Genomic DNA, 21,964 nt, shown 5'->3' with positions numbered 1-21,964 from the left:
ATAATCTATATAGATATAAGTTCGATTAGCAACGGAGGTAAAGGGATGATAAACTTTAAAGCTTTTAATGGTACGGTAACGACGATTGATGATTTTTCGATAGGGCAAAATAACGAAGCCGGTTGCTATAAATTAATAGCCGTGGAAAATGGGAACGGGACGTTAGTCAATTTCGTAGTGGCACCCACTACTTACTTTGTAGATCATGTAATGGTGGCAGTAGGAGATAAGATAACTGGGTTTTATGATGCGAACGCGCTAGTCCCACTCATATACCCACCACAATTTCGAGCGCTTGTAATTGCCAAAGACACTCCCTATCAAAATGTGAAAGTATCCTTTTTTAACAGCCAATTAGAGAGTAGCGACGGCGCATTAAGATTAAATATATCTTCGCATACTCAAATCTTATTGGAAAACGGGCAAGCCTTTACCGGAAGTATTGCAAATCGAAATCTAATTGTTACCTATGGTGCTACTACTAGAAGTATCCCAGCCCAAACTACACCCAATAAAGTTATTGTTTTATGTTAGTGGTTTGGAGCAAATGATTTCTATCTATGCCAGCAAACTACAATTGCAACAAAAAACTCAGTCATTAACAATTAGACTGAGTTTTTTGTTGTATATGATTTTATTGGTACTAGCGTAGGCTGTATTATGGTATTGTTTACTACCCTCTAGTGGTTTAGTGATTTCTAACTATCAAGCAAACTCACTCAGAACTGCATTAGCACATGTTTTGTTTCACCAAAATTAAACTGAAAAACTTTTCAATGATAGAATTGACTGAATAACTCCTTGAGTTAAATCTGTTTGATTTCATTTGAAATATCGCGAAATTCTACTGATTCTAAGAATCCATTAGACTTCATCTTATCCAAAAACTCAATCAGTTCAATTTTCATTTGATATAATTGCAGATCTTTATATTCACCATCAAATTGCTCGTTTGTCGTTTCCGTAGGCATAATCTCACTCCCTTCGAAAGAATGGTATGAATTTATCCACTAGATTTAACATATTGGAAATTGCTTTAGAATCTCGAACCGATCCATTATTATCTATACATTGACTAGTGCCTTTATCTAATTTAATTATCTTAACGGTTTTATGGGGATAAATGTCTTCAATTCGCATGCGTACTACCCCTTATTTATTGCTAAGTTAAACATACCACCCACAAGACTAAAGTAACATTGAATTAGGTTGGGACATTTTATTTAGAATTACGCATTATTTAAGCCTTTTGGTAATAAATTTCTCACATTTAAATGGTATGATTAATGTTAGGTATGTATTATGCTGTAAAAGAGAGGGATTCACTAATGAAAGTTGGTCATTTAATAAGGGCAGAACGAATTAGACAAGAAATGAAGCAATTAGTATTAGCAAAAGGAATCTGTACGCCATCTTACCTATCTAAAATCGAACGGAATTTAATTTTCCCAAGCGAAGACATAGTCACGTTATTATTTAATCGTTTAGGAATAGATTCTTCGAAGTTACAGAAAAATAATCAGCAAACTGAAATTGATTTTGAAAAGATGCTAGAGGCTACTTACAAGGAAGCAGTTACAAATCGAGATCAAAGTTTTACTAAACAAAAACTAGAGTACTTAGAACAACACAGTCCCTTATTCGAAAATCGAACGCTCCACTATACTTATCTTCTGATTGTACTAAGGTTCCGCATTATTTCAGGCGGGAATTTGAATGAAATAAAAAAGGGAATTAAAGATCTTGAAGAATTAAGCAAAGAGTTTAACCTACGGCAAACCTATTTATATAAAGTGAATAAGGCAATTTACAATTATTCAACAGAAAATCGCAATAAATCGATTGAATATTTCGAAGATGTGTTATTATTAGTCGATGAGATTTTATTAGAAGCTTGGGAAAAAGCGGAATTGAATTATATGATAGGGCTAGTTTACACAGCAGATAGTCGTATCTTTGCCTCAATTGAATATACAAGAAGAGCTCTTGAATATTTCAGGGAAAACTTTTTAATGAAGAGAGTATTAGAGTGTTACATACTTATTGGAATCACACACAAGAAAAGTGAGCAATTTCAAGATGCGTATGATTCTTATTTAAAAGCAATGCAAATATGTGATGAATTCAATTTACTTCAAGAAAAAGGAATTGTGTACCATAACTTAGGATCATTATCTAGTATAATGGGCAATAACGAGGAAGCAATTTCTTACTATAAACAAAGCATGGAATATAAAACTTATGAAAAGAATCCAATTATTTCAATACTTTGTTTAGTGATTGAATACTCAAAGATGAACAATAAAGCGTTAGTTAAAGTGTGGTGTGACGAAGGAATTTCATTGTTTTTAAAATTAAAAGATAAAAGTTTAACATCGTATTATCATCATTTTAATATTTTCGAATCCCTCCATAGTGAACGAGGTTTATCCGAAAGTATTACTGAAGAAGCAATTGAATACTTTAAAGAAGTACAAGATTACCGATATGTTCACAAATACTATTTAGCACTTGCCGAATGGTATTTTAGTAATCGGAAATACAAGCTATCATCTATTTGTTATCAAGAGGCAAATAAGTATGAAAACATTTTTAGAAAAATAAAAAAATGGGAGGATTTATAATGAAGAAAATTTTATCTATTCTTTTACTTGTAGTGATTTTAAGTGGGGTTGCAGGTAATCAGGCCTCCGCATCTGAAGATCAGGTACCTAAGATGTTTAAAACATCTAGTTTTACTATTGAACTCCTAAAATAAGCACAACAAAGGGAACGACTCTTAATGGGGTTGTTCCCTTTGTCATTTTACCCGGTACTTAAGCGATTCGTATAACGTCCGTATTTATTAATAGTGGAATAAGTAAAAATGAACAAACTACTATATACTCGGCACTACTTATTTAGAGTTAACTAGGTGGTATAGCTAACCAGTATTACGAACAAAACTAGCGAATGAGCGACAAGTGTGAGCCGGAGCAATAAGACCAAGGAGGGATGCAGTTCAATCCCTCCCAAGTGATCTTCTGGCGGGCTTACTGCGTGAGGCCATCACCAAGCGACAAAGCGGTGTTAGGGGAACATTCCATTCGTTAAGTGCGGACTATATAGTAATAATCAATGTGCGAGGTAGGAAGTTTTTATTCTGGTTACCAGTTGCTTATTAGAAAGTAAAAGTTTAAATATTAAATCTCGAATTCAAGGTTTATAACTTGATTCTCCATCACTTGCGTGGTAAAGTGATATTAAGGTTAGTGATGAGGAGGCGAAACAAGATGCGGAATAATACGATTGGCTCGTTGATTTGGTTACGTTTAATGCGTTTTACAAACCAAAGTAACCAACTGTCGAATGAGTTTTTAAAGCGTTTTGATTTAACAACTGCCCAATTTGATGTACTTGTTCAAATTCAGATATACCAGCCACTTACACAAAGTGAATTAGCTGAAAAAGTGACCGTTACGCAAGGCGGTATTTCCCGCATGCTCGCACGACTTGAAAAAGAAGACTATATTGTACGTAAGCAAGACTGGAAAACGAAAATGATTAGCTTAACTGACAAGGCTGAAGCGATTTTAGAAGAGGCGATGCCAGCTCAACTGGCGTTTCAAACGTCATTTTTTGCTGATGTATTAAACGAGGAAGAAGAGAAAACACTTTACAAATTAATGACACGCATCCATAAACATAGTCAAAAAAAAGAATTGCCGCTGGAGTGATTTTTTTTGCACTATCACTTGACTAATCAATTTAAAAACCAAGGAGGAACTAGCATGTATAAGATACCAGGACATCACCACATTTCAATGATTACAAAAAGCGCTCAAGCGACTAATCACTTTTACCGAGATGTATTAGGCTTGAGCCGTGTGAAAAAGACGGTTAACCAAGATAGCCCATCCATGTATCACTTGTTTTATGGGGATTTAACGGGAAGTGCAGGAACGGAGTTATCATTTTTTGAAATGACGAACGCTGGAAAAACCGTCCGTGGAACAAATGCCATAACACAAATCGGCTTACTCGTGCCATCACTTGAAAGTTTAACGTATTGGAAAAAGCGCTTTGAGCAATTGGATGTAGAGCACGGAGACATTACAACGTATGCAGGTCGAGCAGCGCTGCCATTTGAGGATACAGAGGGGTTACGAATGATCTTGCTAAATAATAATGGCGAAGCGATACCTGAATTTTGGTCGCCTTGGGAAGATTCAGTTGTGGAGCAAGAGCATCGTATTTTAGGAATGGGAACTACGGAAATAACAGTACGTTATTTGAAACGGACGGCTAAAATGTTGCAAGAGATGTTTGGCTATGTGGAAGTAGCTCATTCTGAGAAAGAAGCTATTTATCAGTCGGTTGCTGGGCAAGCATTTGGTGAAATTGTTTTGAAGCAGTTGGAGGGGCCGAGTGAAAAACCGGGACGAGGCAGTATTCATCATTTAGCGATTCGTGTGAAGAACGAGGAAGAGCTGCGCTATTGGGACGGAGTCGTGAAAGAACGTGGCTTCGATTCATCTGGTGTTATCGATCGTTTTTATTTCCAAAGCTTATACTTCCGTGATTCAAATGGCATTCTATTCGAAATTGCCACAGATGGACCTGGATTTACAGTTGATTCAGCGGTTAAAGATTTAGGAAAAGAATTAGATTTACCACCATTTTTAGAATCAAAACGTGCAGAAATTGAAGCGAAACTACAACCGATTGATTAATAGAAACGATACAAAGTATGGGCATAGAAAAAGGAGTCGATGAAAATGGAGAAATACCGTATTGACACAACTAAAGGACTTGAATTTGGTTTATATTCGATTGGGGATCATTTACTAAATCCGTTAACAGGAAGTCGTATTAGCGCAGAGCAGCGTATTCACGAATTGATTGAAGCAAGTAAGTTGGCTGATGAGGCGGGACTAGATGTTTTTGCAGTAGGGGAGAGTCATCAAACGCATTTTACAACACAAGCGCATACGGTCATTTTAGGCGCTATCGCACAGGCAACAAAAAATATTAAAATTGCAAGTTCTGCAACGGTGTTAAGTATATCTGATCCTGTGCGTATCTATGAGGATTTTGCCACGATTGATTTAATTTCAAAAGGTCGAGCTGAAATTGTTGCAGGGCGTGGTTCACGGATTGGGGCCTATAGTTTACTTGGGTTTGACGTACATGATTACGAAGAGTTATTTGAAGAAAAGTTAGAACTTCTGTTGAAGATAAATAATGAAGAAACGGTGACATGGCAGGGGCAATTTCGGGCACCATTGGAAAATGCAACGATTTTACCACAACCGCAGAATGGTCATCTGCCAATATGGCGTGCAGTAGGAGGACCACCCGCGAGTGCGATTAAGGCGGGGTATGCAGGAGTCCCGATGATGCTGACAACTCTTGGTGGACCAGCGATTAACTTTAAGGCGTCGGTGGATGCCTATCGTGAGGCGGCGCAGCGTAGTGGTTTTGATCCAGCGGCGTTGCCAATTGCAACAACGAGCCTATTCTATACAGCAGAAACTTCACAGGATGCGCTTCGTGAATATTATCCACATGCCAATGCAGGTATGCAGGCGTTAAGAGGCGGCGGCTATCCGAAACAACAATTTGCACAATCAACGGATACGCGCGATGCATTAATGATTGGTAGTCCACAGCAAATTATTGAAAAAATGCTCTACCAATATGAGCTATTTGGTCAACAGCGATTCATGGCACAAATTGACTTTGGTGGTGTACCGTTTGATAAAGTTATGAAAAATATCGAATTAATTGCGACAGAAATACTACCAGCAGTTAAGAAATATACTGCTGGAAAATAAGGAGATGCTAGCATGAAAATCGTCTTACTATCGGGCTCCAATGTAGGGTCTAAAACAAGAACAGCGATGGATTATACGGTCAAAATAGCGCATGAAAAATACCCGGATGCAGAGATTACATTACTGGATCTGGCTGAATTTGAAATGGTTTTTAGTGACGGGCGTAATTATTGGGACTACGAGGGTGACACCAAGTATGTTACAGAAACGCTTATGGCCGCAGATGCAATCATTATTGGATCGCCAACGTTCCAAGCTTCTATTCCGGCTACGCTCAAAAATATATTTGATTTATTACCAGTCAATGCGTTCCGGGATAAAGTAGTGAGTATGCTCGTAACAGCAGGTACATCCAAGCATTATTTGATGGCGGAACAACAGTTAAAGCCAATTTTAGCGTATATGAAGGCACATATTGTACCTACTTATGTGTTTATAGAAGAAAAGGATTTCCATCGCAAAGAAATCGTTAATGATGATGTTCTCTTCCGTCTGGAGCGCTTAGTGGAAGATACCGTTCTTCTTGTCAATGCTTATGTAGGGATTCGAAAAGCGAAAGATGAGGAATATGGTTTTTAACTAGTTCATAGCAGTAGTCCACATTGTGAGCAGGAAACTTAGAAAGAAAAAAGGTAGTACTGCTTAAAGTGAAAATCTAGGGCGTTACAAAAATCCCCACAATCTCGTAGAAGTTTACGACGGGATTGTGGGGATTTTAGCTAGTAGTGACTGTCACTTATTAAGAATGAAGCTTTATCTTTTTTTCGTTTTTAAATAATAGATAATGGGCTTTTCTTAATTTTTCTTCTATATAGTCGAGTGAATAGTTACCGGATGGATCTGCTAAGTCTCCAAGTGCCCGAGATAGATTATCAACCGCGAGATTTAGCGTCTCAAACTGTCTTTGCTCATTCCCTCTATTCATTTCATGCATGATTTCATGAGCTAGTTGCTGGATTCGACGTAAGCGTACTTCTTTCGTCTGCATGATATCCTCCTCCATCTATCAACTTATATAGCCTAACTATATGGCTAATGATAGGAGTTCATGAGTAGATGAATAAATTAATTCGGATAACCGCTTATAAGCACTACTTATATATGTTGAACAAATGAATATGGCGTATGCGCTTTACAAGGGCTTTTGGGAGGCCGCTGAAAAGGATGAAATAGAACTCCTACCAATACCGCTTTGGCGCTTTGTGGATGCCTCCCGCGATAAGCCAGAAAGAAGACCGCTTTCAGTCTTATCGCTCCGGCTACCACGAAGTTGCGCCTTCGCTGGATGGTCTATGTGAGAAAGCGCATTTCTTGAATATAATTATATATATTGAATCCGGTATATATACTGAGCGAAGGCGCCTTAGCAGGGGTAGCCGAAGCCATAAGACTGGCGGCGAAGCTGCTTGGCTTATGGCGGGAGGCATCCCCTAGCGCCGTAGCGATTCAATGGAATTCTTTAATTCAACATATATAGTCTCTAATTCGAAAAACTACTTATTAATGATCGTAACAAGTTCGCGTATATCCGTGCGTGGTTGAGCCTCTGGTATATGTTTAGGATAGCCGATCATCAACGTCGCCACGACTTTTTCGCCAGGTAGGACATCGATGGCCTCCCTGAATGCCGGGTCGTATACCCAATCGTTAGTACGCCAAATCATTCCAATTTCCCTTTCCCATGCCGCAAGTTGGAAGTTTTGAATTAGAGAGGAAATTGCCCCGTAATCCTCATCCCATCTTCTTTGACGGGGATCTTCAGGCATAATGACTACAAGATGAACGGGTATATCTCGGAAGTATTGTGCTTTTCTATTCACTTTTTCTGGAACTTCGCCATCTACTTTCGGCTGCGAATCAATGTAGGCCTGAACAAATTGTTCTTTTCCTTCATCCACGTACAATTGAAAGCGCCACGGTTCCGTCAACTTGTGGTTCGGTGCCCATTTCGCGACATTTAGCAGCTCGATGATTACTTCAGCACTAATCGGATCTTTTTTAAAAGATTTGATTGTTCTTCGGTCTATAATGTTTTGTTCAACCACATTTTTCCCTTCTTGCTGACTCATCTGATAATCCCCTTTATGTTTAGATAGTATATGAAGTTTTCGGACTTCAAATGAAAATCATTCTCAATTAAATACCCATTTAGTATAGCATGACAAGTAATAATAGCTCAATAAATCTAATTTTAAATCAGAACAGACTTCATCTACATTGTGAGAGGCAACTTCGATGGGTATCATATGCAAAATTTACGACCGAATTTGCCCAAATAATTTTCCAGTGCCTGTCGACATTCATTGAAGTTGTATGAACCGCGAGTATTTGATATATTAAAAGTAATATGAAATCTTTGATGTGACCAAGTAGACAAGAATTGTGAAACAGAAAGTATAGCGACTTACTGAGAGCTATATCACCGCTTCTTGTCGAAACCTACCACTGAGATGTTATGACAACATAACCGAGTCGTTTTCGTTACCAAACGTTTTAGAGGGCTTGAATTTAACTTAATTCAGTTGAATTAAGTTAAAGCCCCCGGCGAATGTTACAGATTTTGAATTGCGCACATGCAATTCAAAATCTGGACGCAATTACACCGGGGCGCAATTGATTTAGGCTAAACTAAGGTGGTACCACGTCCATTCAGCACAAAGACGTCCTTATTATAAGGGCAACTTTGTGCTTTTTTGATGTCTAGATTTCAGGCAACCGAAGGATTTCTTTATTATTTTAGGAGGGGAAATTAATGACCAATCAACAGAAAAATGATTTTACAAGCTGGTATATCGACACGATTCAAAAGGCGGATTTAATGGATTACACGCCAGTTCGCGGGTGCATTGCATTCAAACCGGATGGCTATGAAATTTGGGAGCATATCCAAGCCGAGATGGATAGACGTTTTAAAGAAACGGGGCATCGAAATGCCTATTTTCCAATGCTTATTCCAGAGTCGTTTTTTGAAAAAGAGAAGGATCATATCGAAGGGTTCTCACCAGAACTCCCTTGGGTTACCGAAGCTGCAGGTGAAAAGCTAGAAGAGCGTTTAGCGCTTCGACCAACGTCTGAAACGATGGTTGGGCATCTTTATTCGGATTGGATTAAAAGCTATCGAGATCTTCCTGTGTTAATTAACCAATGGGCGAACGTCTTCCGTTGGGAAAAGAAAACATTGCCGTTCATTCGGACGTCTGAGTTTTTATGGCAAGAAGGGCATACAGCTCACGTGGATGAAGAAGAAGCACGTGCTGAAACGATGCAAATGCTCAACATTTATAAAGAAGTTGTCGAAGAGTTGCTGGCGATTCCAGTATATGATGGTCAAAAGACACCTTCCGAGCGTTTTGCAGGAGCCGTGGATACGTACTCCATTGAAGCAATGATGAAGGATGGAAAAGCAGTTCAAGCAGGAACTTCACATTATTTAGGAACAAAATTCGCGCAAGCATTTGATATTAAGTATTTAAATAAAGAAAATAAGCATGAATTTGTCCATACGACATCTTGGGGGACTTCTACCCGATTGATAGGTTCTGTTATTATGGTGCATGGCGATGAACAAGGGCTTGTATTGCCGCCACGTGTCGCACCGACGCAGGTTGTATTAATTCCAGTAGGACCTTGGAAGAAGAATCCTGAAATTATGGAAAGACTTGATAAGATTTATGCGGAATTAAAGGCAAAAGGAATTCGCGTGCGCTTGGATGATTCTGATCAATCACCGGGTTATAAATTCAATGAATGGGAACTGAAAGGTGTGCCGGTTCGAGTTGAATTAGGGCCACGTGACTTGGAGAATAACCAAGCAATAATAAAAGCTCGCGATGAAGAAGAAAAAATTTCTGTTGATCTTCCAACTATAGCTGACTGCATCGAAGGCGCGCTTAACACGATGCAAACTCGCTTATTGGACAAAGCACGTGCATTCCGTGAAAAGCATTCCCATACGCATGTCGATTCACTCGAGCAATTAACGCAACATATTACGGATTCAACAGAAAATGGAGAAATCCCAGGTTGGATCCTTGCGGGTTGGTGTGGAGATGACGCCTGTGAAAAACAAGTGAAAGAAAAAACAAAATTCACGACGCGTAATATCCCATTCAATCCACCCGCTACGAAGTCAACATGCATCAATTGTGGAACAGAAGCAAAATATACTGTGTGGTTCAGTCGAGCTTATTGATTAACTAACTAGAATGAAAAATGCTCCCCCGAATAAATCGGAAGGAGCATTTTTTATTCCATGTACATTCATTGTTATTATGGAGCAACAGCCCCAGCGCGCATTTTGAGTACTTTATATGGATTGGCTCATTCATTTTTCGAATGTACTTTCATTCGTACAATTGAATTTACTTATGGACCAAGGTTGAATATGCTAGTCATATAGAGGTTTTCACTGAAAGAAGGATGCTATATGGAATACATCTTGCTTTATTTCATCGGATTTGCTGCAACAACACTTGGTACATTAGCAGGAGGTGGAGGACTTATCAGTTTGCCGGCCATGCTGCTGATGGGATTGCCAGTTCACTCAGCAATTGGGGCCAATAAAGTATCAAACACAGTGAGCTCATTTTCAAGTTTTCTTGTGATTTATAAAAATAAAGAAGTAACGGTCAAAGAAGCATTTACGGTTGTTCCAATCAGTCTTGCTGGAGGAATTACAGGCGGAGTTATCGCTTCCTTTTTGAAAGAAGAATGGATGATTGTTATCGCGATTATACTATTAACGTTCGCATTCATCTCATCATTTCTTGGAAAAGCGGATTTTGACGGTAATGAATCCTTTCGTGCAACTAAAAAAAGTGCCACTTCATTGTATGGAATTGGTATTTACGACGGCGTTTTTGGACCGGGTAGCGGAACGTTAGCGTTATATTTATTTGCTCGATTGAAAGTTTCTTACTTGAGGGCAGTCGGCTTGTCTCGTATCATGATTTTTTCAAGCTGTTTCGGCGCCTCAATCAGTTATATTTCGACGGGGAAAATAATATGGCCACTCACAATTGCATTAATGCTTGGTTCGATAAGTGGTGCACAACTTGGTGTTCGTCTCGCACGTAAATTGAAAACAGAGCATGTTAAACCACTACTACGTATCGTAACCGTGCTCCTGATTATACAGATTGGTGTGAAGTATTTTGGGTGAGGCACTTTTAAGAACAAAGAAAATTCATTTGGGGTATTTTTCATAAGTAGTGCATTTGATAAGTATGATGGAACAATAACTAATTGAAGCTAGATACTTTAAAAAGGGGGGCTACATATTAAAATACTTGTCGTAGGTGCAAGTGGAACGATTGGTAATGCGGTTACTAAAGAACTGGAGAAAAATCACGAGGTAATTCGTGCGGGACGAAATGGTGCCGATGTATCTGTTGATATTACGTCAGTAGAGAGCATTAAAAAGATGTATGAACAGGTTGGCAAAGTTGACGCGGTGATTAATGCAGCAGGTCGTGCTCATTTCGACGCAGTTACGGATATGACACCCGAGTTGAATGACGTCGGGATTGATAGCAAACTGAAAGGGCAAGTCAATCTAGTGCTTTTAGGTTTTGATAATATGAACGATGGTGGGAGTTTCACCTTAACGACGGGGGTTATGATGGATGACCCAATCGCGAAAGGAGCATCAGCGGCTCTGGCAAACGGCGGCGTCAGGGCATTCGTTAAAGCTGCGGCTATTGAAATGCCAAGAGGAATTCGCATTAATAGCGTAAGTCCAAATGTGTTACAAGAGTCGATACACAAATTCGGCACCCTTTTCCAAGGGTTTGATGCAGTACCTGTAAGGCGTGTAGTTCTTGCTTTTGAAAAAAGTGTCTTTGGCCTACAAACTGGTCAGAACTTTGAAGTCTATTAATAAGCATGTGAAAAGCCCTCTGGGAGTGTTTCTCAGAAGGCTTTTCGTATTTATTAATTTCTTTAAATCTCTTGCAAGACGTTTTTAATTAAATGTACAAATGCACTTCGAGATTGAGCAGCAACTTTTATGACATCCTCATGACTTAATGGTTCATCTAGAATCCCACACGCCATATTCGTTAAGCAAGATATTCCTAATACCTTCAGCCCTGAATGAATCGCAACAACTGCTTCAGGCACTGTTGACATGCCAATTGCATCTCCACCTAAAATGCGAATCATACGGATTTCAGCAGGTGTTTCGTAAATAGGGCCACTCCACCAACCATAGACGCCTTCTCTTAATGTAATGTCATTCTCACGCGCTACTTTTAACGCTATTTCTCTCATTTCGCGATTATAAACCTCAGAAACGTCTGGGAAGCGCGTTCCTAAATCATCGTTGTTTTTACCAATCAATGGATTAATGCCAACTAAATTAAGATGATCTGTAATTAGCATTAACTCGCCCGGATTAAAGTCAGTATTTACCGCTCCACACGCATTCGTGATAATTAGTTTTTCTATACCTAATGCTTTCATCACTCTGACAGGGAAGGTAACTTCGTCTAAAGAATACCCTTCGTAGAAGTGATAACGTCCTTTCATAGCCACGACTGTTTTACCTTCTAAACGCCCGATAACTAATTCATTTGCGTGACCAACTGCAGCTGATTTCGAGAAAAAAGGAATATCCTCGTATGGAATGACAACTCCGTTTTCTATCTCATCGGCAAGGCCGCCCAATCCAGAACCTAGGATAATTCCGATTTCGGGAACTTCTTTTGTTTTACTAAGAATGTAATTTTTAGCTTCTAAAATTTCTTCTGTTTTATGCATTAATAGTACCTCCTGTTATTTCTATGGAATTGTTTATTAATAGCGATGCTTTCATAGTTTAGTGCTTGTACTAAAAAGAATCAAGAATGGTTCATTGTAGGTTGGTACCAACTCAAGGATTCGCAAGTTCATCAGATGCTTTTGAAGTTCTACCTAGTTTCTGCGAAAGGAAGTAGGCAATTGTTGATGATAGGAGGATGAATAATAAGGGAATAGTAGAACTCCCTCCATATATGGCTTCTTGATTCGATGTAGATTGCATTAAAGATATATCAGGCTTATAGAGAGCGGTAAGAATTGCTCCTGATGAAAGTTGGAATAGCGTATACAACGCTGCAAAACTAATGATAAAGATCAGATACTTTTTCAAAATAATCACCCCTTTCTCTATTTACGTTTCAATTTAACCAAAGTTTCATATACCTTAGTTTTCGTCACATGAGTCTTCCATCACAGTCAGTAACTCCTTTGCGGATACCAATCGTTCACCGCCACCTTGGACAAACGCATCATTCCCGCCGCCTTTTCCGTTAATCAGGGGAAGTGTAGCAGATGCGATTAGTTTCATGCTTGTTTCTACAGAAGCTCCTCGAGCCGCGACAAACTGTAATCGATTATCACTTTCAGCAACGAGAAGTACAATTACTTCATCTGATTCAGTCACAAGAAGCCGGGCAAGTTTCTGTAGTTGCTGGACAGTTCTATCTGTAAAGAGTGCTTTCACAACTCCATTTTCCTGTTGTTTCAATAATGCTTGCGCTTCAAATGCTAACAGTGCTTCTTGCGTATCCGATAACGATTTCTCAAGTGAATGATTCGTTTCTAATAACTTTTGTACTGCAACCGCAACACCATCGTCCGGGGCACTTAATAATCTGGACGTTTCCGCTAATACCTGATTTTTTCGTTGCAATTGTTGTAACACACGTCCACCGCATACGAAATGTACGCGCACTTTGCCTCGATGCTTCTCAGTCGATAAAATCTTCAGTGCACTTACTTGTCCAGTGGTACTTGGATGTGTACCACCACAACCGTTATAGTCAAAATCAGGGATTATGACAAGTCGAATTTCGTCTGTCACTGCTAGTTGCTTACGAAGGGGAGAGTGATGAAGCTCATCTTCAGTTATCCATTCTATTTCAATCAGTCTATTTTCTGAAATAATGTCATTCGCTAATTTTTCCACCTCGTCCAATTGCTCTGGAGATACATCCTCCATATTCAAATCAATCGACACAATTTCTTTACCTAAATGGAAACTTACCGTCGGATAACCGAACAATTCAACAAACGCTGCTGATAAAATATGCTGTCCTGCATGTTGTTGCATATGATCAAAGCGTCGCTTCCAGTCGATAGCGCCCTCTACTTCTGTTGCAGAACCAAGACTTTCAGCCAATGTATGGCGAATTTCATCTTCTACTTCTTCTACATTGAGTACTTGAATCCCATTCAATGTCCCCATGTCATGCGGTTGGCCGCCGCCTGTCGGATAAAACGCTGTATTGTCTAACACGACATAGTGATTTCCTTCTGCATCTTGTGCCGCTTTAATAATCTGAGCCGTAAACAATTTGCAATATGGATCTGCATAATACACACGTTCTTTTAACATAGACAATCGACTCCCACTCTTTGTTTTGTATATATTAACATTATACAGAAAAGAAGGGGGTTTCTCGTTGGTCGAAAACTCGACTTTTGAGAAACCCCCTATTCTTGCGGTGTTTTTTAACCATGGCGGTGATAACCCCGTTCGTAGCGGTGATAAACTGCTCCAAGGCGGTGATAACTTATCCTATAGCGGTGATAACAACCATGGAGACGGTGATAACAAATTTATAATAAAGATACTAAGTCAAAACAAGTCCTATGTTCATTCTTACAATTTCTCAGAAGGAGTTAAAACCGTAACTTCCGGTGCATCATCGGGTTCATCTTTCTCTTCAACAATCGGTTTCTTTGACCAGATCGTGGCGAGGATTGGACCTGAAATGTTATGCCAGATCGCGCCCCAAACGCTCGGCAGTGCTGCAAGCGGGCTAAAGTGAGCAGTCGCCAAAGCCACGCCTAATCCAGAGTTTTGCATGCCAACTTCAATTGAAATGGCTCGTCGATCATTTTCGTTCAGGCCGAGCATTACCGCTGTCAAATAGCCAAGTAGTAGACCGAATCCGTTATGAAGGAAAACGGCGATGAAAACAACGAGTCCTGAACTTGCAACATTATCCGCATTGGCGGCAGTGACGGCTGATACGATGATTAAAATCGCCGTTACTGAAATGAGTGGTACAATCGAAATGCTTTTTTCGACAGCTTTCGGGAAAAGCTTTTGGACGGCAAACCCTAATATAATTGGGATGATAATCACTTGGACGATTGACTTGAACATCGAAACTGGATCAACGGGTAGCCATTGTCCCGCAAGTAAAAGCAACAAAAGTGGTGTGACGACTGGAGCCAATAAAGTGGAAAGGGAAGTCATTGCAACTGACAACGCAAGATTTCCTTTCGCAAGATAGACCATAACATTGGAAGCCGTACCGCCTGGAACACACCCGAGAAGCACTAAGCCCGCCGCCAATTCAGGGGGCAACTTGAGCAAGTGAGCTAATGCGAATGCAACTAGGGGCATGATGATGAACTGGGCACCGACACCGACAATTACAGGTAGCGGTTTTGTTAGGACGATTTTGAAATCAACGGGCTTTAACGTCAGTCCCATTCCGAACATGACAACACCTAGTAAAATCGTAATATAGCCGCCCAACCCTAAAAAGGGCGTTGGGATCATAAATGCAATTACGGCAATTGCGATAACCCAAAAGGCAAAATATTTCCCTGCAATTGTGCTAAGCGTTTCAAGTATTTTCATAGTAGATATCCTCCCTAGTCCATCTTCACGTTTTTATTTGGATTCAATAAATTGTCTGGATCAAGTGCTTTTTTTATTTTTTCCATAACGAGGAGTGCAGCACCGTGCTCCCGTTCCTGATATTTCTGTTTACCAATCCCAACCCCGTGTTCTCCAGTACATGTGCCACCACGCTCAAGCGCATACATGACGATTCGTTCATTCAACTCATCGGCTTTCGCAAGTTCTTCGGCATTGTTCATGTCCATCATTAGTAGTACATGGAAATTACCATCGCCTACGTGGCCGACAATTCCGCCAGTCAAATCAAGTGACTCGACCGTTTCACGTGCATGTTCAACGGCACCTGCTAACTCTGAAATCGGGAGACAAACATCCGTTACCATCATCTTTTTCCCCGGATAGCCGTGGATGAAGGCATAGGCTAAATTATGCCGCGCCTCCCATAGTCTGTTGCGTCCCGCGTTGTCCGTTTCAAATTCGATGTCTTCACAATGATGGTCTTTAACAATTTCTTTTGTGAAGTCAACGTCTTGTTTTAATCCTGCTTCATTCCCATGAAATTCTAAGAATAGTGTTGGTTTTTCTTTGTAGTTGGTTTCACTGTAAAGATTCGCCTGTTTTATAGATGGTTCATCGACTAACTCAACCCGTGCGATCGGAATACCAGCCTGTAGAATGGACACAACAGCTTCGACCGCGTCATTGACAGTAGCAAAGGAAGCTCGGGCCGCCGTGACGTGTTCTGGAATTCCGTATACGCGTAGTGTTAATTCCGTAAAGCAACCAAGCGTGCCCTCAGATCCTACGAACAGACCGTTCAGATGAAGGCCAGATGCAGACTTCGCGGCCATATTCCCAGTATGAATGATTGTTCCATCGGCCATCACAACTTCCAAATCACGGACTTGATCACGCATGACGCCGTATTTGACGGTCGTTGTTCCACTTGCATTTGTTGCCGCCATTCCACCAAGTGTTGCATCCGCTCCCGGATCGACAGTGAAAAACAGCCCGTGCTTTTTCAGTTCTTTATTTAACTGTGTACGGGTTACACCAGGCTGTACTTTAACGAGAAAGTCATTCTCTCGAACTTCAATAATCTTGTTCATCAGCGAGAAGTCAATCGTGATTCCTCCTTTTGAAGGGATTACATGTCCTTCCAGGCTTGAACCGAGACCGAATGGAATGACCGGAACTTGGTATTCTTTTGATACTATCATTACTTTACTTACGTCTTCAGTTGATTCTGGAAAAACAACAATGTCCGGAAGTCTTGCCGCGTGATACGATTCATCCCTGCCATGAAGCTCTCTTACGGTTTCATTGATGGTTACCTGCTCGTTCTTAAGTATTTTTGTTAACGCTTCAACTATATTTACTGTAGAAATTTTCATTATATTTTCTCTCCTTAATCAACTAATTTGTCATACCAATATTTTATGTAATTCGAAATTTTAAATTTTGGTCCAACCACTTTTCATTATACCTAATAATCTGAACAGTGCAACGATTATTTCGGGATATTGTTTATTCCAAATTTAATTGATATCGTTAAAGTCACGAAAGAGGTTCGATGTAAGGGGGGAAATCGTTGAATCTGCAGAAGAAAAAGACCTACGAAGTTATTGTTGAAAAGATAGAAAAGTTCTTTTTAAATGGAAAACTAAAATCGGGTGATAAATTGCCGCCCGAAAGAGAATTGGCAAGTCGGTTTGGTGTGAGTAGGACGTCTGTGAGAGAGGCACTTCAGGCATTAGAGATTAGCGGTGCTATTGAAATCAGACAAGGCGGGGGGAGTTTCATCAAAACGTCTGAAGTTCAGTTAGTAAGTGATGCACTTTCAACTACAATTATTCAAGCCGAAAACAATTTGGTCTATGAAATGTTGGAGCTGCGCCGTGCGTTGGAAGTTGAATCGGTATCTCTTGCCGCACAACGAGCAACTTCAGCAGACTTGGAAAAGATTCGTCAGTCACTAGAACAAATGGCTGTATCGGGGCAAGATGCAGAAGCGGGGGTACAGGATGATCTGCATTTTCATTTGCAAATTGTCTATGCTACTCATAATAAATTACTTATTAATTTGGTCCAAACGCTGACTGAACGAATGGAGGATACAATTCGTGCGACACGGAAACACCGGTTTTTAGATGATGATCGCTATGAGGATACATTCGAGGAACATAAGGAGATTTATATAGCAATCGCATCGGGCAATGCTCAGGAAGCGAAGAAACTAATGGAAGAGCATATTACGCGTGTTCGGAGAGAATTAAGCGAAACATTTTTGCCGACTTTTGAATGAAAAAGTACTTATTATTATCGAAGGAGGCGACGCAGTTGAAAAGTAAATTATTACTTATGATGCTGGTGTTTACAGGGCTCTTCCTAATCCTAAATTCGCAACATAAAGCTATTGCAAGTTCTCAAATCATCAGAGAGGATGAGGCGGGTAGCTATCAATATACGGTAATAATGGAACACGAAACATTCACGTGGGAGATTGGTTACAAAGGCAATGTATCTGTGATTAAAGAAAGTGAACAAAATCAGGCGGACTTACATAGGTTCATGAATGTAGTTGGAGACATCAGTGCGCAAAAGTTAAGGCTGATACTCTCCGTGTGTTACTTGCTACTTATAGTAATAACAGTAGTCATTGCACAGAAAAAGAAAAAAGAAATGCTTAAGGAAGCTCTACTCCTACTGATTATTGGTGCTCTTGGGGGAATTGCATTCTACGTCGCTTTTCAAACAACTCTCGAATTGAATCATTCATTAAATGATGCAAAATACTATTATTTGGTGTTAATTCAAAAATGATAGGATACTAACTCTATCTTAAGAAGATAAGTCGATACCATTATATAGTTTACTTTCTAATAGTTAGTAGGGTGGGAATCGGGGGAGGATATTCCAGTGGAAAAGATAAAAATTAAACACTTTAAATACAATATATTTGAACCAATTGCCATTAATAAAAGTGCATTAACGGTAATCTTTTACCATGGCTGGGGGACTGATGTTGACAGTTTTCAAAGTCTTGCTGAAGAGATTACCAAAGAAGGACATACCGTAATAATGCCAGAAATCCTTTACCATGATACTAGAAATCCATTGAAAAAACATTTTGAGAAAGATACTCTTCAAAACTATTTTTGGAAAACAATTATCGAAAGTATTGCTGAGTTTAATGACTTTTTTAATGAATTAAAAATTTCTAAGCAAAAGACAGTACTTGCGGGCAGTTCTATGGGTGGTTTTATAGCTAATGGTATTTTTGCCTCACAAGAAAACGTAGGCGGTTTAGCAAATATTAACGGATCAGGGTCATTTTTATTGTCAGAAAAGATCTTCAGGGAGATGGATAATCGACCAGATATACCACTGGAACTGGAAATGATCCTTGAAAAGTTTGATCCCATTGGACAGAAGAATTGTGATTCACCTGTGCTTCTTATACATGGTGACTCAGATAAAACTGTTTCTTTAGATGGTCAAAAAGATTACTTTAACTACCTTACTGAAAATGAAGGAAGAAAAGATGTGGAGCTATTAATATACAAGGGCGTCGATCACCAGTTTACTTCAGATATGTTGCAGGGTTTGATTATATGGTTGAATGAAATAAGTATATGATGTGGGGTGATTTTTTTGAAGATTGATCATTCTAATTAAAAATAAATAAACATGAAATTGACTTAGATATGTTAAACAAATGAAAGCCTATTTAAACTGTGTGAAGGCGGCCTAGCGAATTAAATGGGGTTCTTTATTTCACATATATAGATCCGAAATTTATGCAAAAGGGAGAATGTCATGAATTACATAAAGTATTTAAGGGGATTCATAGGAACAAAACCTATTATTGCCCCGGGATCAGCAATAATCATAATGAATCTGGAAAATGAATTGTTATTGCAATTACGTTCAGATACAAAAGATTGGGGTATTCCTGGTGGAGGTATGGAGATGGGCGACACATTTGAAGAGACCGCCAAAAGGGAGTTATTTGAAGAAACTGGTCTTGTAGCAAATCAATTAGAACTTTTGGGAGTAGTTTCTGGAAAAGAATTATATTTTAAATTTCCACATGGTGACGAGATATATAATGCAACTGCTGTTTACAAAGCAACAGAAGTTACTGGAACACTTACAAAAGACGAGGAGAGTATAGAGCTATCGTATTTTCCTTTAAATTCATTACCAAGTTTGAACTATACAACTTTAAAAATCTTGCAAAAAGTAGGATATATAGTGGATTAAATTAATAAATTGGGGAATAGACTAGCAATTTTCATTTCGTAGATAAGGGGATTCTTTTGGAATATAAAGGCAATGCAGTTTATGACGATGATGAATCATTTGGAAATTATTTAACAAGAAGACATAGAGCGGAAAGTCCAAACAATATCATCGAAAAGCCGTTGTTAATGGAGCTAATTGGAGATGTTAGTGGGAAAAGGTGCTGGATTTAGGCTATGGCGATGCCGAATTTGGATTAGAGCTGATAAAACAGGGATGTTCATTTTATGAAGGTGTGGAAGGTCCACTCAACATGGTCCAAAAGGCAGTAAGCGTCTTAGATTATACTGCTAGTAAAATTCAACACTCGTCAATGGAAACCTGGGATTTTCCACAAGAACAATATGACCTGGTTGTTTCTCGACTAGCACTGCATTACTTAGAAGACTTGGAATTTGTGTTTAAGCAGGTGTATTGTTCCTTAAAAGTAGATGGGCAATTTGTTTTTAGTGTTCAACATCCAATTTTAACTTCTTCAGTACAAAGTGCAACAAAATCGGCACGTGCAGATTGGAAGGCAGATGATTATTTCCATACTGGAAAACGCATAGAGCCTTGGAATGAAAAAGAAGTTGTTAAATATCATCGTACAATAGAAGAATATTTTAAGGAATTGAAACGTGCAGGATTTAAACTAGAGGAAATAAATGAATGTAGCCCGCGTCTTGAAAACTTCAAAAGTGAGGAAGAGTATAGAAGACGAATGAGAATCCCATTATTTTTAGTATTTGCATGCAGTAAGTAAAGGTTAGCAGAAGTTTAAGAAGAAAATTAAAATGGCGGTGTTAAAAATAGAAAAAGAACTTATTTATAAAGAATTGCTAGCCATAAAAGAAAGTTTATATACCCCTTTTCCATATAGTGATATTTATAAAATACAGCATGACTTCATTAAAGAACTAAACCCGGATGATATCCTGACAGCTGATTTGAATACCTACTGGATGAATATTGTCGGAAGCCTGAGTTATGTTCTCAGGGGGAAGCTGCAAGCAATTCCACAAGGTCAAATAGATTGGCTTCAATTGACTTTTTATGATATTTTTCATCAATATTATTTTTTACAAGAAAGCATGATAAATTATCCAACGTTTTACGCTGAGTATATGAATCATGAAAAAGCACGGGAGTTATTAGTAGATTATTTATCTTATAAGTGAACGGTTGAGTTTCGGTGTTTGTTTTTCGAATAAAAGGAATGGAACTAGGAGGGAATAGTATGAAGATAATTGAACAATGGAATCAAGACGATAGCGACTATATAAGAAGTAAGGTCATAGAATATAATATGGAACAGCTCCCGAACGAACTTAAAACCTCAAGGGAAAGTATTAGCTTTGTTATAAAGGATGACAAAGGAGAAGTAATGGGTGGAATTACAGGAGATATATTTTGGCGTCATATGCATATTGACTTTTTATGGGTCGATGAAAGTGTTAGGGAAGAAGGTTATGGGAGTATTTTATTGGAAAAGATTGAAAGTCTCGCAAAAGCTAAAGGATGTAGGCTTATTCACTTAGATACATTCAGCTTTCAAGCTCCTGAATTTTATCAGAAAAATGGCTATGAAGTTTTCGGTGTAATTGAAGATCATCCAAAAGGGTTTAAGCAATACTTTTTGCAGAAAAGATTTTGTGAATCATACATTTGAGAATGAATATAGTAAGAGACAAAAATATAAAAAAAGATACGACTAATTAATAGTCGTATCTAAGATTGTAGACAAACGTATAATTATTTTATCTGATTACAATTCGAAAGCGATAATAGACTACTTACTCCTTTGCCTTACTTGGCTTTCAGAAAACGTATCTCTTTTATACGAATAGAGACTAACCAAGTTATTAATCTTTCATAGTTCTCTTTCCATAGTTTTTTCATTATCAACGTCAAGAACAGCAGAGATAACAATAATAAAAAAGAGAAGATGCTTGTTAACTGGAAAAAAAGAGTTTCTTTAAAACCACCATAACCAATGCAAATGATAACGCTACTCGCAAAAACTATTGATACAACAGGTAACAATTGAAAAAATATGTCGTAGTTTCGTTTCTTGATAAATCGCATCATAGTCGGGGAAATTAAAGCAATAAGTAAGATATAGGACATAACGACGAGTACGTCTATTACGACTAAGAATAAGTCCATCTCGTTTCAACCCCCTTATCAAAACCACCTATAGAATGACCCTCTTAGAAAAGGC

The 21,964-nt window shown here is 38.8% G+C and carries 26 protein-coding genes; 17 read left to right on the top strand and 9 right to left on the bottom strand.

Features of this window, described 5'->3' with window-relative positions; genetic code table 11:
* Nucleotides 1-45: 45 nt before the first annotated feature.
* Complete coding sequence (locus tag AZE41_RS21295) at nt 46-534, top strand: hypothetical protein (protein WP_067213682.1); 489 nt, start codon at nt 46-48, stop codon at nt 532-534.
* A 272-nt stretch (nt 535-806) separates the two neighbouring features.
* On the opposite strand, the gene AZE41_RS22955 is transcribed toward AZE41_RS21295, so the two are convergent.
* Entirely contained in the window at nt 807-971 is a 165-nt protein-coding gene (locus AZE41_RS22955) for a hypothetical protein (RefSeq protein ID WP_156476125.1), read from the bottom strand.
* A gap of 357 nt (nt 972-1,328) precedes the next feature.
* Between AZE41_RS22955 and AZE41_RS21290 the strand changes: the two genes are divergently transcribed.
* The 6 genes from AZE41_RS21290 (at nt 1,329) to AZE41_RS21270 (ending at nt 6,395) form a co-directional block, all read left to right on the top strand.
* On the top strand, nt 1,329-2,624 hold the full coding sequence (locus AZE41_RS21290) for a helix-turn-helix domain-containing protein (RefSeq protein ID WP_067213681.1): 1,296 nt from the start codon (nt 1,329-1,331) through the stop codon (nt 2,622-2,624).
* Entirely contained in the window at nt 2,624-2,758 is a 135-nt protein-coding gene (locus tag AZE41_RS23510) for a lipoprotein (RefSeq protein WP_257722495.1), read from the top strand. Before AZE41_RS21290 ends, AZE41_RS23510 begins: the two co-directional genes overlap by 1 nt.
* A gap of 514 nt (nt 2,759-3,272) precedes the next feature.
* Nucleotides 3,273-3,716 (top strand): MarR family winged helix-turn-helix transcriptional regulator, encoded by a 444-nt coding sequence (locus AZE41_RS21285; RefSeq protein ID WP_067213680.1) that lies wholly within the window; start codon nt 3,273-3,275, stop codon nt 3,714-3,716.
* Between the two features lie 54 nt (nt 3,717-3,770).
* The gene (locus AZE41_RS21280; RefSeq protein ID WP_067213679.1) at nt 3,771-4,712 is read left to right on the top strand and encodes a ring-cleaving dioxygenase; all 942 of its coding nucleotides are present in this window, start codon (nt 3,771-3,773) and stop codon (nt 4,710-4,712) included.
* Nucleotides 4,713-4,757: 45 nt separating this feature from the next.
* A complete protein-coding gene (locus AZE41_RS21275; RefSeq protein ID WP_067213678.1) occupies nt 4,758-5,816 on the top strand; it encodes an LLM class flavin-dependent oxidoreductase in 1,059 nt (352 codons plus the stop codon).
* A gap of 12 nt (nt 5,817-5,828) precedes the next feature.
* Entirely contained in the window at nt 5,829-6,395 is a 567-nt protein-coding gene (locus AZE41_RS21270) for an NADPH-dependent FMN reductase (protein ID WP_067213677.1), read from the top strand.
* Between the two features lie 160 nt (nt 6,396-6,555).
* On the opposite strand, the gene AZE41_RS21265 is transcribed toward AZE41_RS21270, so the two are convergent.
* Together AZE41_RS21265 and AZE41_RS21260 are read right to left on the bottom strand one after the other, a co-directional pair.
* Nucleotides 6,556-6,804, bottom strand: coding sequence for a hypothetical protein (locus AZE41_RS21265; RefSeq protein ID WP_067213676.1), 249 nt, complete (start codon nt 6,802-6,804; stop codon nt 6,556-6,558).
* A 505-nt stretch (nt 6,805-7,309) separates the two neighbouring features.
* Nucleotides 7,310-7,885, bottom strand: coding sequence for a nitroreductase family protein (locus AZE41_RS21260; protein ID WP_067213675.1), 576 nt, complete (start codon nt 7,883-7,885; stop codon nt 7,310-7,312).
* A 683-nt stretch (nt 7,886-8,568) separates the two neighbouring features.
* Between AZE41_RS21260 and proS the strand changes: the two genes are divergently transcribed.
* The 3 genes from proS to AZE41_RS21245 all read left to right on the top strand — a co-directional run bounded on the left by proS (nt 8,569) and on the right by AZE41_RS21245 (nt 11,694).
* Nucleotides 8,569-10,008 carry a proline--tRNA ligase gene (gene proS, locus AZE41_RS21255; protein WP_067213674.1) on the top strand — a complete coding sequence of 480 codons (1,440 nt, stop codon included), beginning with the start codon at nt 8,569-8,571 and terminating at the stop codon, nt 10,006-10,008.
* Between the two features lie 234 nt (nt 10,009-10,242).
* Nucleotides 10,243-10,977: a sulfite exporter TauE/SafE family protein gene (locus AZE41_RS21250; RefSeq protein WP_067213673.1), complete on the top strand. Its 735-nt coding sequence runs from the start codon at nt 10,243-10,245 to the stop codon at nt 10,975-10,977.
* 117 nt (nt 10,978-11,094) lie between these two features.
* On the top strand, nt 11,095-11,694 hold the full coding sequence (locus tag AZE41_RS21245) for a short chain dehydrogenase (RefSeq protein ID WP_067213672.1): 600 nt from the start codon (nt 11,095-11,097) through the stop codon (nt 11,692-11,694).
* A 62-nt stretch (nt 11,695-11,756) separates the two neighbouring features.
* Here the strand turns inward: AZE41_RS21245 and AZE41_RS21240 are convergent, their stop codons facing one another.
* The 5 genes from AZE41_RS21240 to AZE41_RS21220 form a co-directional block, all read right to left on the bottom strand.
* Entirely contained in the window at nt 11,757-12,575 is an 819-nt protein-coding gene (locus AZE41_RS21240; RefSeq protein WP_067213671.1) for a purine-nucleoside phosphorylase, read from the bottom strand.
* Nucleotides 12,576-12,687: 112 nt separating this feature from the next.
* Nucleotides 12,688-12,945 (bottom strand): hypothetical protein, encoded by a 258-nt coding sequence (locus AZE41_RS21235; protein WP_067213670.1) that lies wholly within the window; start codon nt 12,943-12,945, stop codon nt 12,688-12,690.
* Between the two features lie 54 nt (nt 12,946-12,999).
* A complete protein-coding gene (locus AZE41_RS21230) occupies nt 13,000-14,193 on the bottom strand; it encodes an alanyl-tRNA editing protein (protein WP_067213669.1) in 1,194 nt (397 codons plus the stop codon).
* A gap of 267 nt (nt 14,194-14,460) precedes the next feature.
* Nucleotides 14,461-15,453, bottom strand: a complete 993-nt coding sequence (locus tag AZE41_RS21225) for a bile acid:sodium symporter family protein (protein ID WP_067213668.1) — start codon at nt 15,451-15,453, stop codon at nt 14,461-14,463.
* Between the two features lie 14 nt (nt 15,454-15,467).
* Nucleotides 15,468-16,850 carry an FAD-binding oxidoreductase gene (locus tag AZE41_RS21220; protein WP_067213667.1) on the bottom strand — a complete coding sequence of 461 codons (1,383 nt, stop codon included), beginning with the start codon at nt 16,848-16,850 and terminating at the stop codon, nt 15,468-15,470.
* Nucleotides 16,851-17,047: 197 nt separating this feature from the next.
* Between AZE41_RS21220 and AZE41_RS21215 the strand changes: the two genes are divergently transcribed.
* The 7 genes from AZE41_RS21215 (at nt 17,048) to AZE41_RS21185 (ending at nt 21,412) form a co-directional block, all read left to right on the top strand.
* Nucleotides 17,048-17,761 carry a FadR/GntR family transcriptional regulator gene (locus AZE41_RS21215; protein ID WP_067213666.1) on the top strand — a complete coding sequence of 238 codons (714 nt, stop codon included), beginning with the start codon at nt 17,048-17,050 and terminating at the stop codon, nt 17,759-17,761.
* Between the two features lie 35 nt (nt 17,762-17,796).
* Entirely contained in the window at nt 17,797-18,279 is a 483-nt protein-coding gene (locus AZE41_RS21210; RefSeq protein WP_067213665.1) for a hypothetical protein, read from the top strand.
* Nucleotides 18,280-18,375: 96 nt separating this feature from the next.
* Nucleotides 18,376-19,095 carry an alpha/beta hydrolase gene (locus AZE41_RS21205; protein WP_067213664.1) on the top strand — a complete coding sequence of 240 codons (720 nt, stop codon included), beginning with the start codon at nt 18,376-18,378 and terminating at the stop codon, nt 19,093-19,095.
* Between the two features lie 180 nt (nt 19,096-19,275).
* On the top strand, nt 19,276-19,722 hold the full coding sequence (locus AZE41_RS21200) for an NUDIX hydrolase (RefSeq protein ID WP_067213663.1): 447 nt from the start codon (nt 19,276-19,278) through the stop codon (nt 19,720-19,722).
* Nucleotides 19,723-19,921: 199 nt separating this feature from the next.
* Complete coding sequence (locus AZE41_RS21195; protein ID WP_335339511.1) at nt 19,922-20,506, top strand: class I SAM-dependent methyltransferase; 585 nt, start codon at nt 19,922-19,924, stop codon at nt 20,504-20,506.
* 31 nt (nt 20,507-20,537) lie between these two features.
* Nucleotides 20,538-20,921 (top strand): YxiJ family protein, encoded by a 384-nt coding sequence (locus AZE41_RS21190; protein WP_067213662.1) that lies wholly within the window; start codon nt 20,538-20,540, stop codon nt 20,919-20,921.
* Between the two features lie 59 nt (nt 20,922-20,980).
* On the top strand, nt 20,981-21,412 hold the full coding sequence (locus AZE41_RS21185) for a GNAT family N-acetyltransferase (protein WP_067213661.1): 432 nt from the start codon (nt 20,981-20,983) through the stop codon (nt 21,410-21,412).
* Nucleotides 21,413-21,549: 137 nt separating this feature from the next.
* Here the strand turns inward: AZE41_RS21185 and AZE41_RS21180 are convergent, their stop codons facing one another.
* Entirely contained in the window at nt 21,550-21,909 is a 360-nt protein-coding gene (locus AZE41_RS21180; RefSeq protein ID WP_067213660.1) for a hypothetical protein, read from the bottom strand.
* Nucleotides 21,910-21,964 lie beyond the last annotated feature (55 nt).

Origin of the sequence: Sporosarcina psychrophila, assembly GCF_001590685.1 — a bacterium.
Classification (GTDB): domain Bacteria; phylum Bacillota; class Bacilli; order Bacillales_A; family Planococcaceae; genus Sporosarcina; species Sporosarcina psychrophila.
This window is presented reverse-complemented; position numbering and strand designations above follow the sequence as displayed.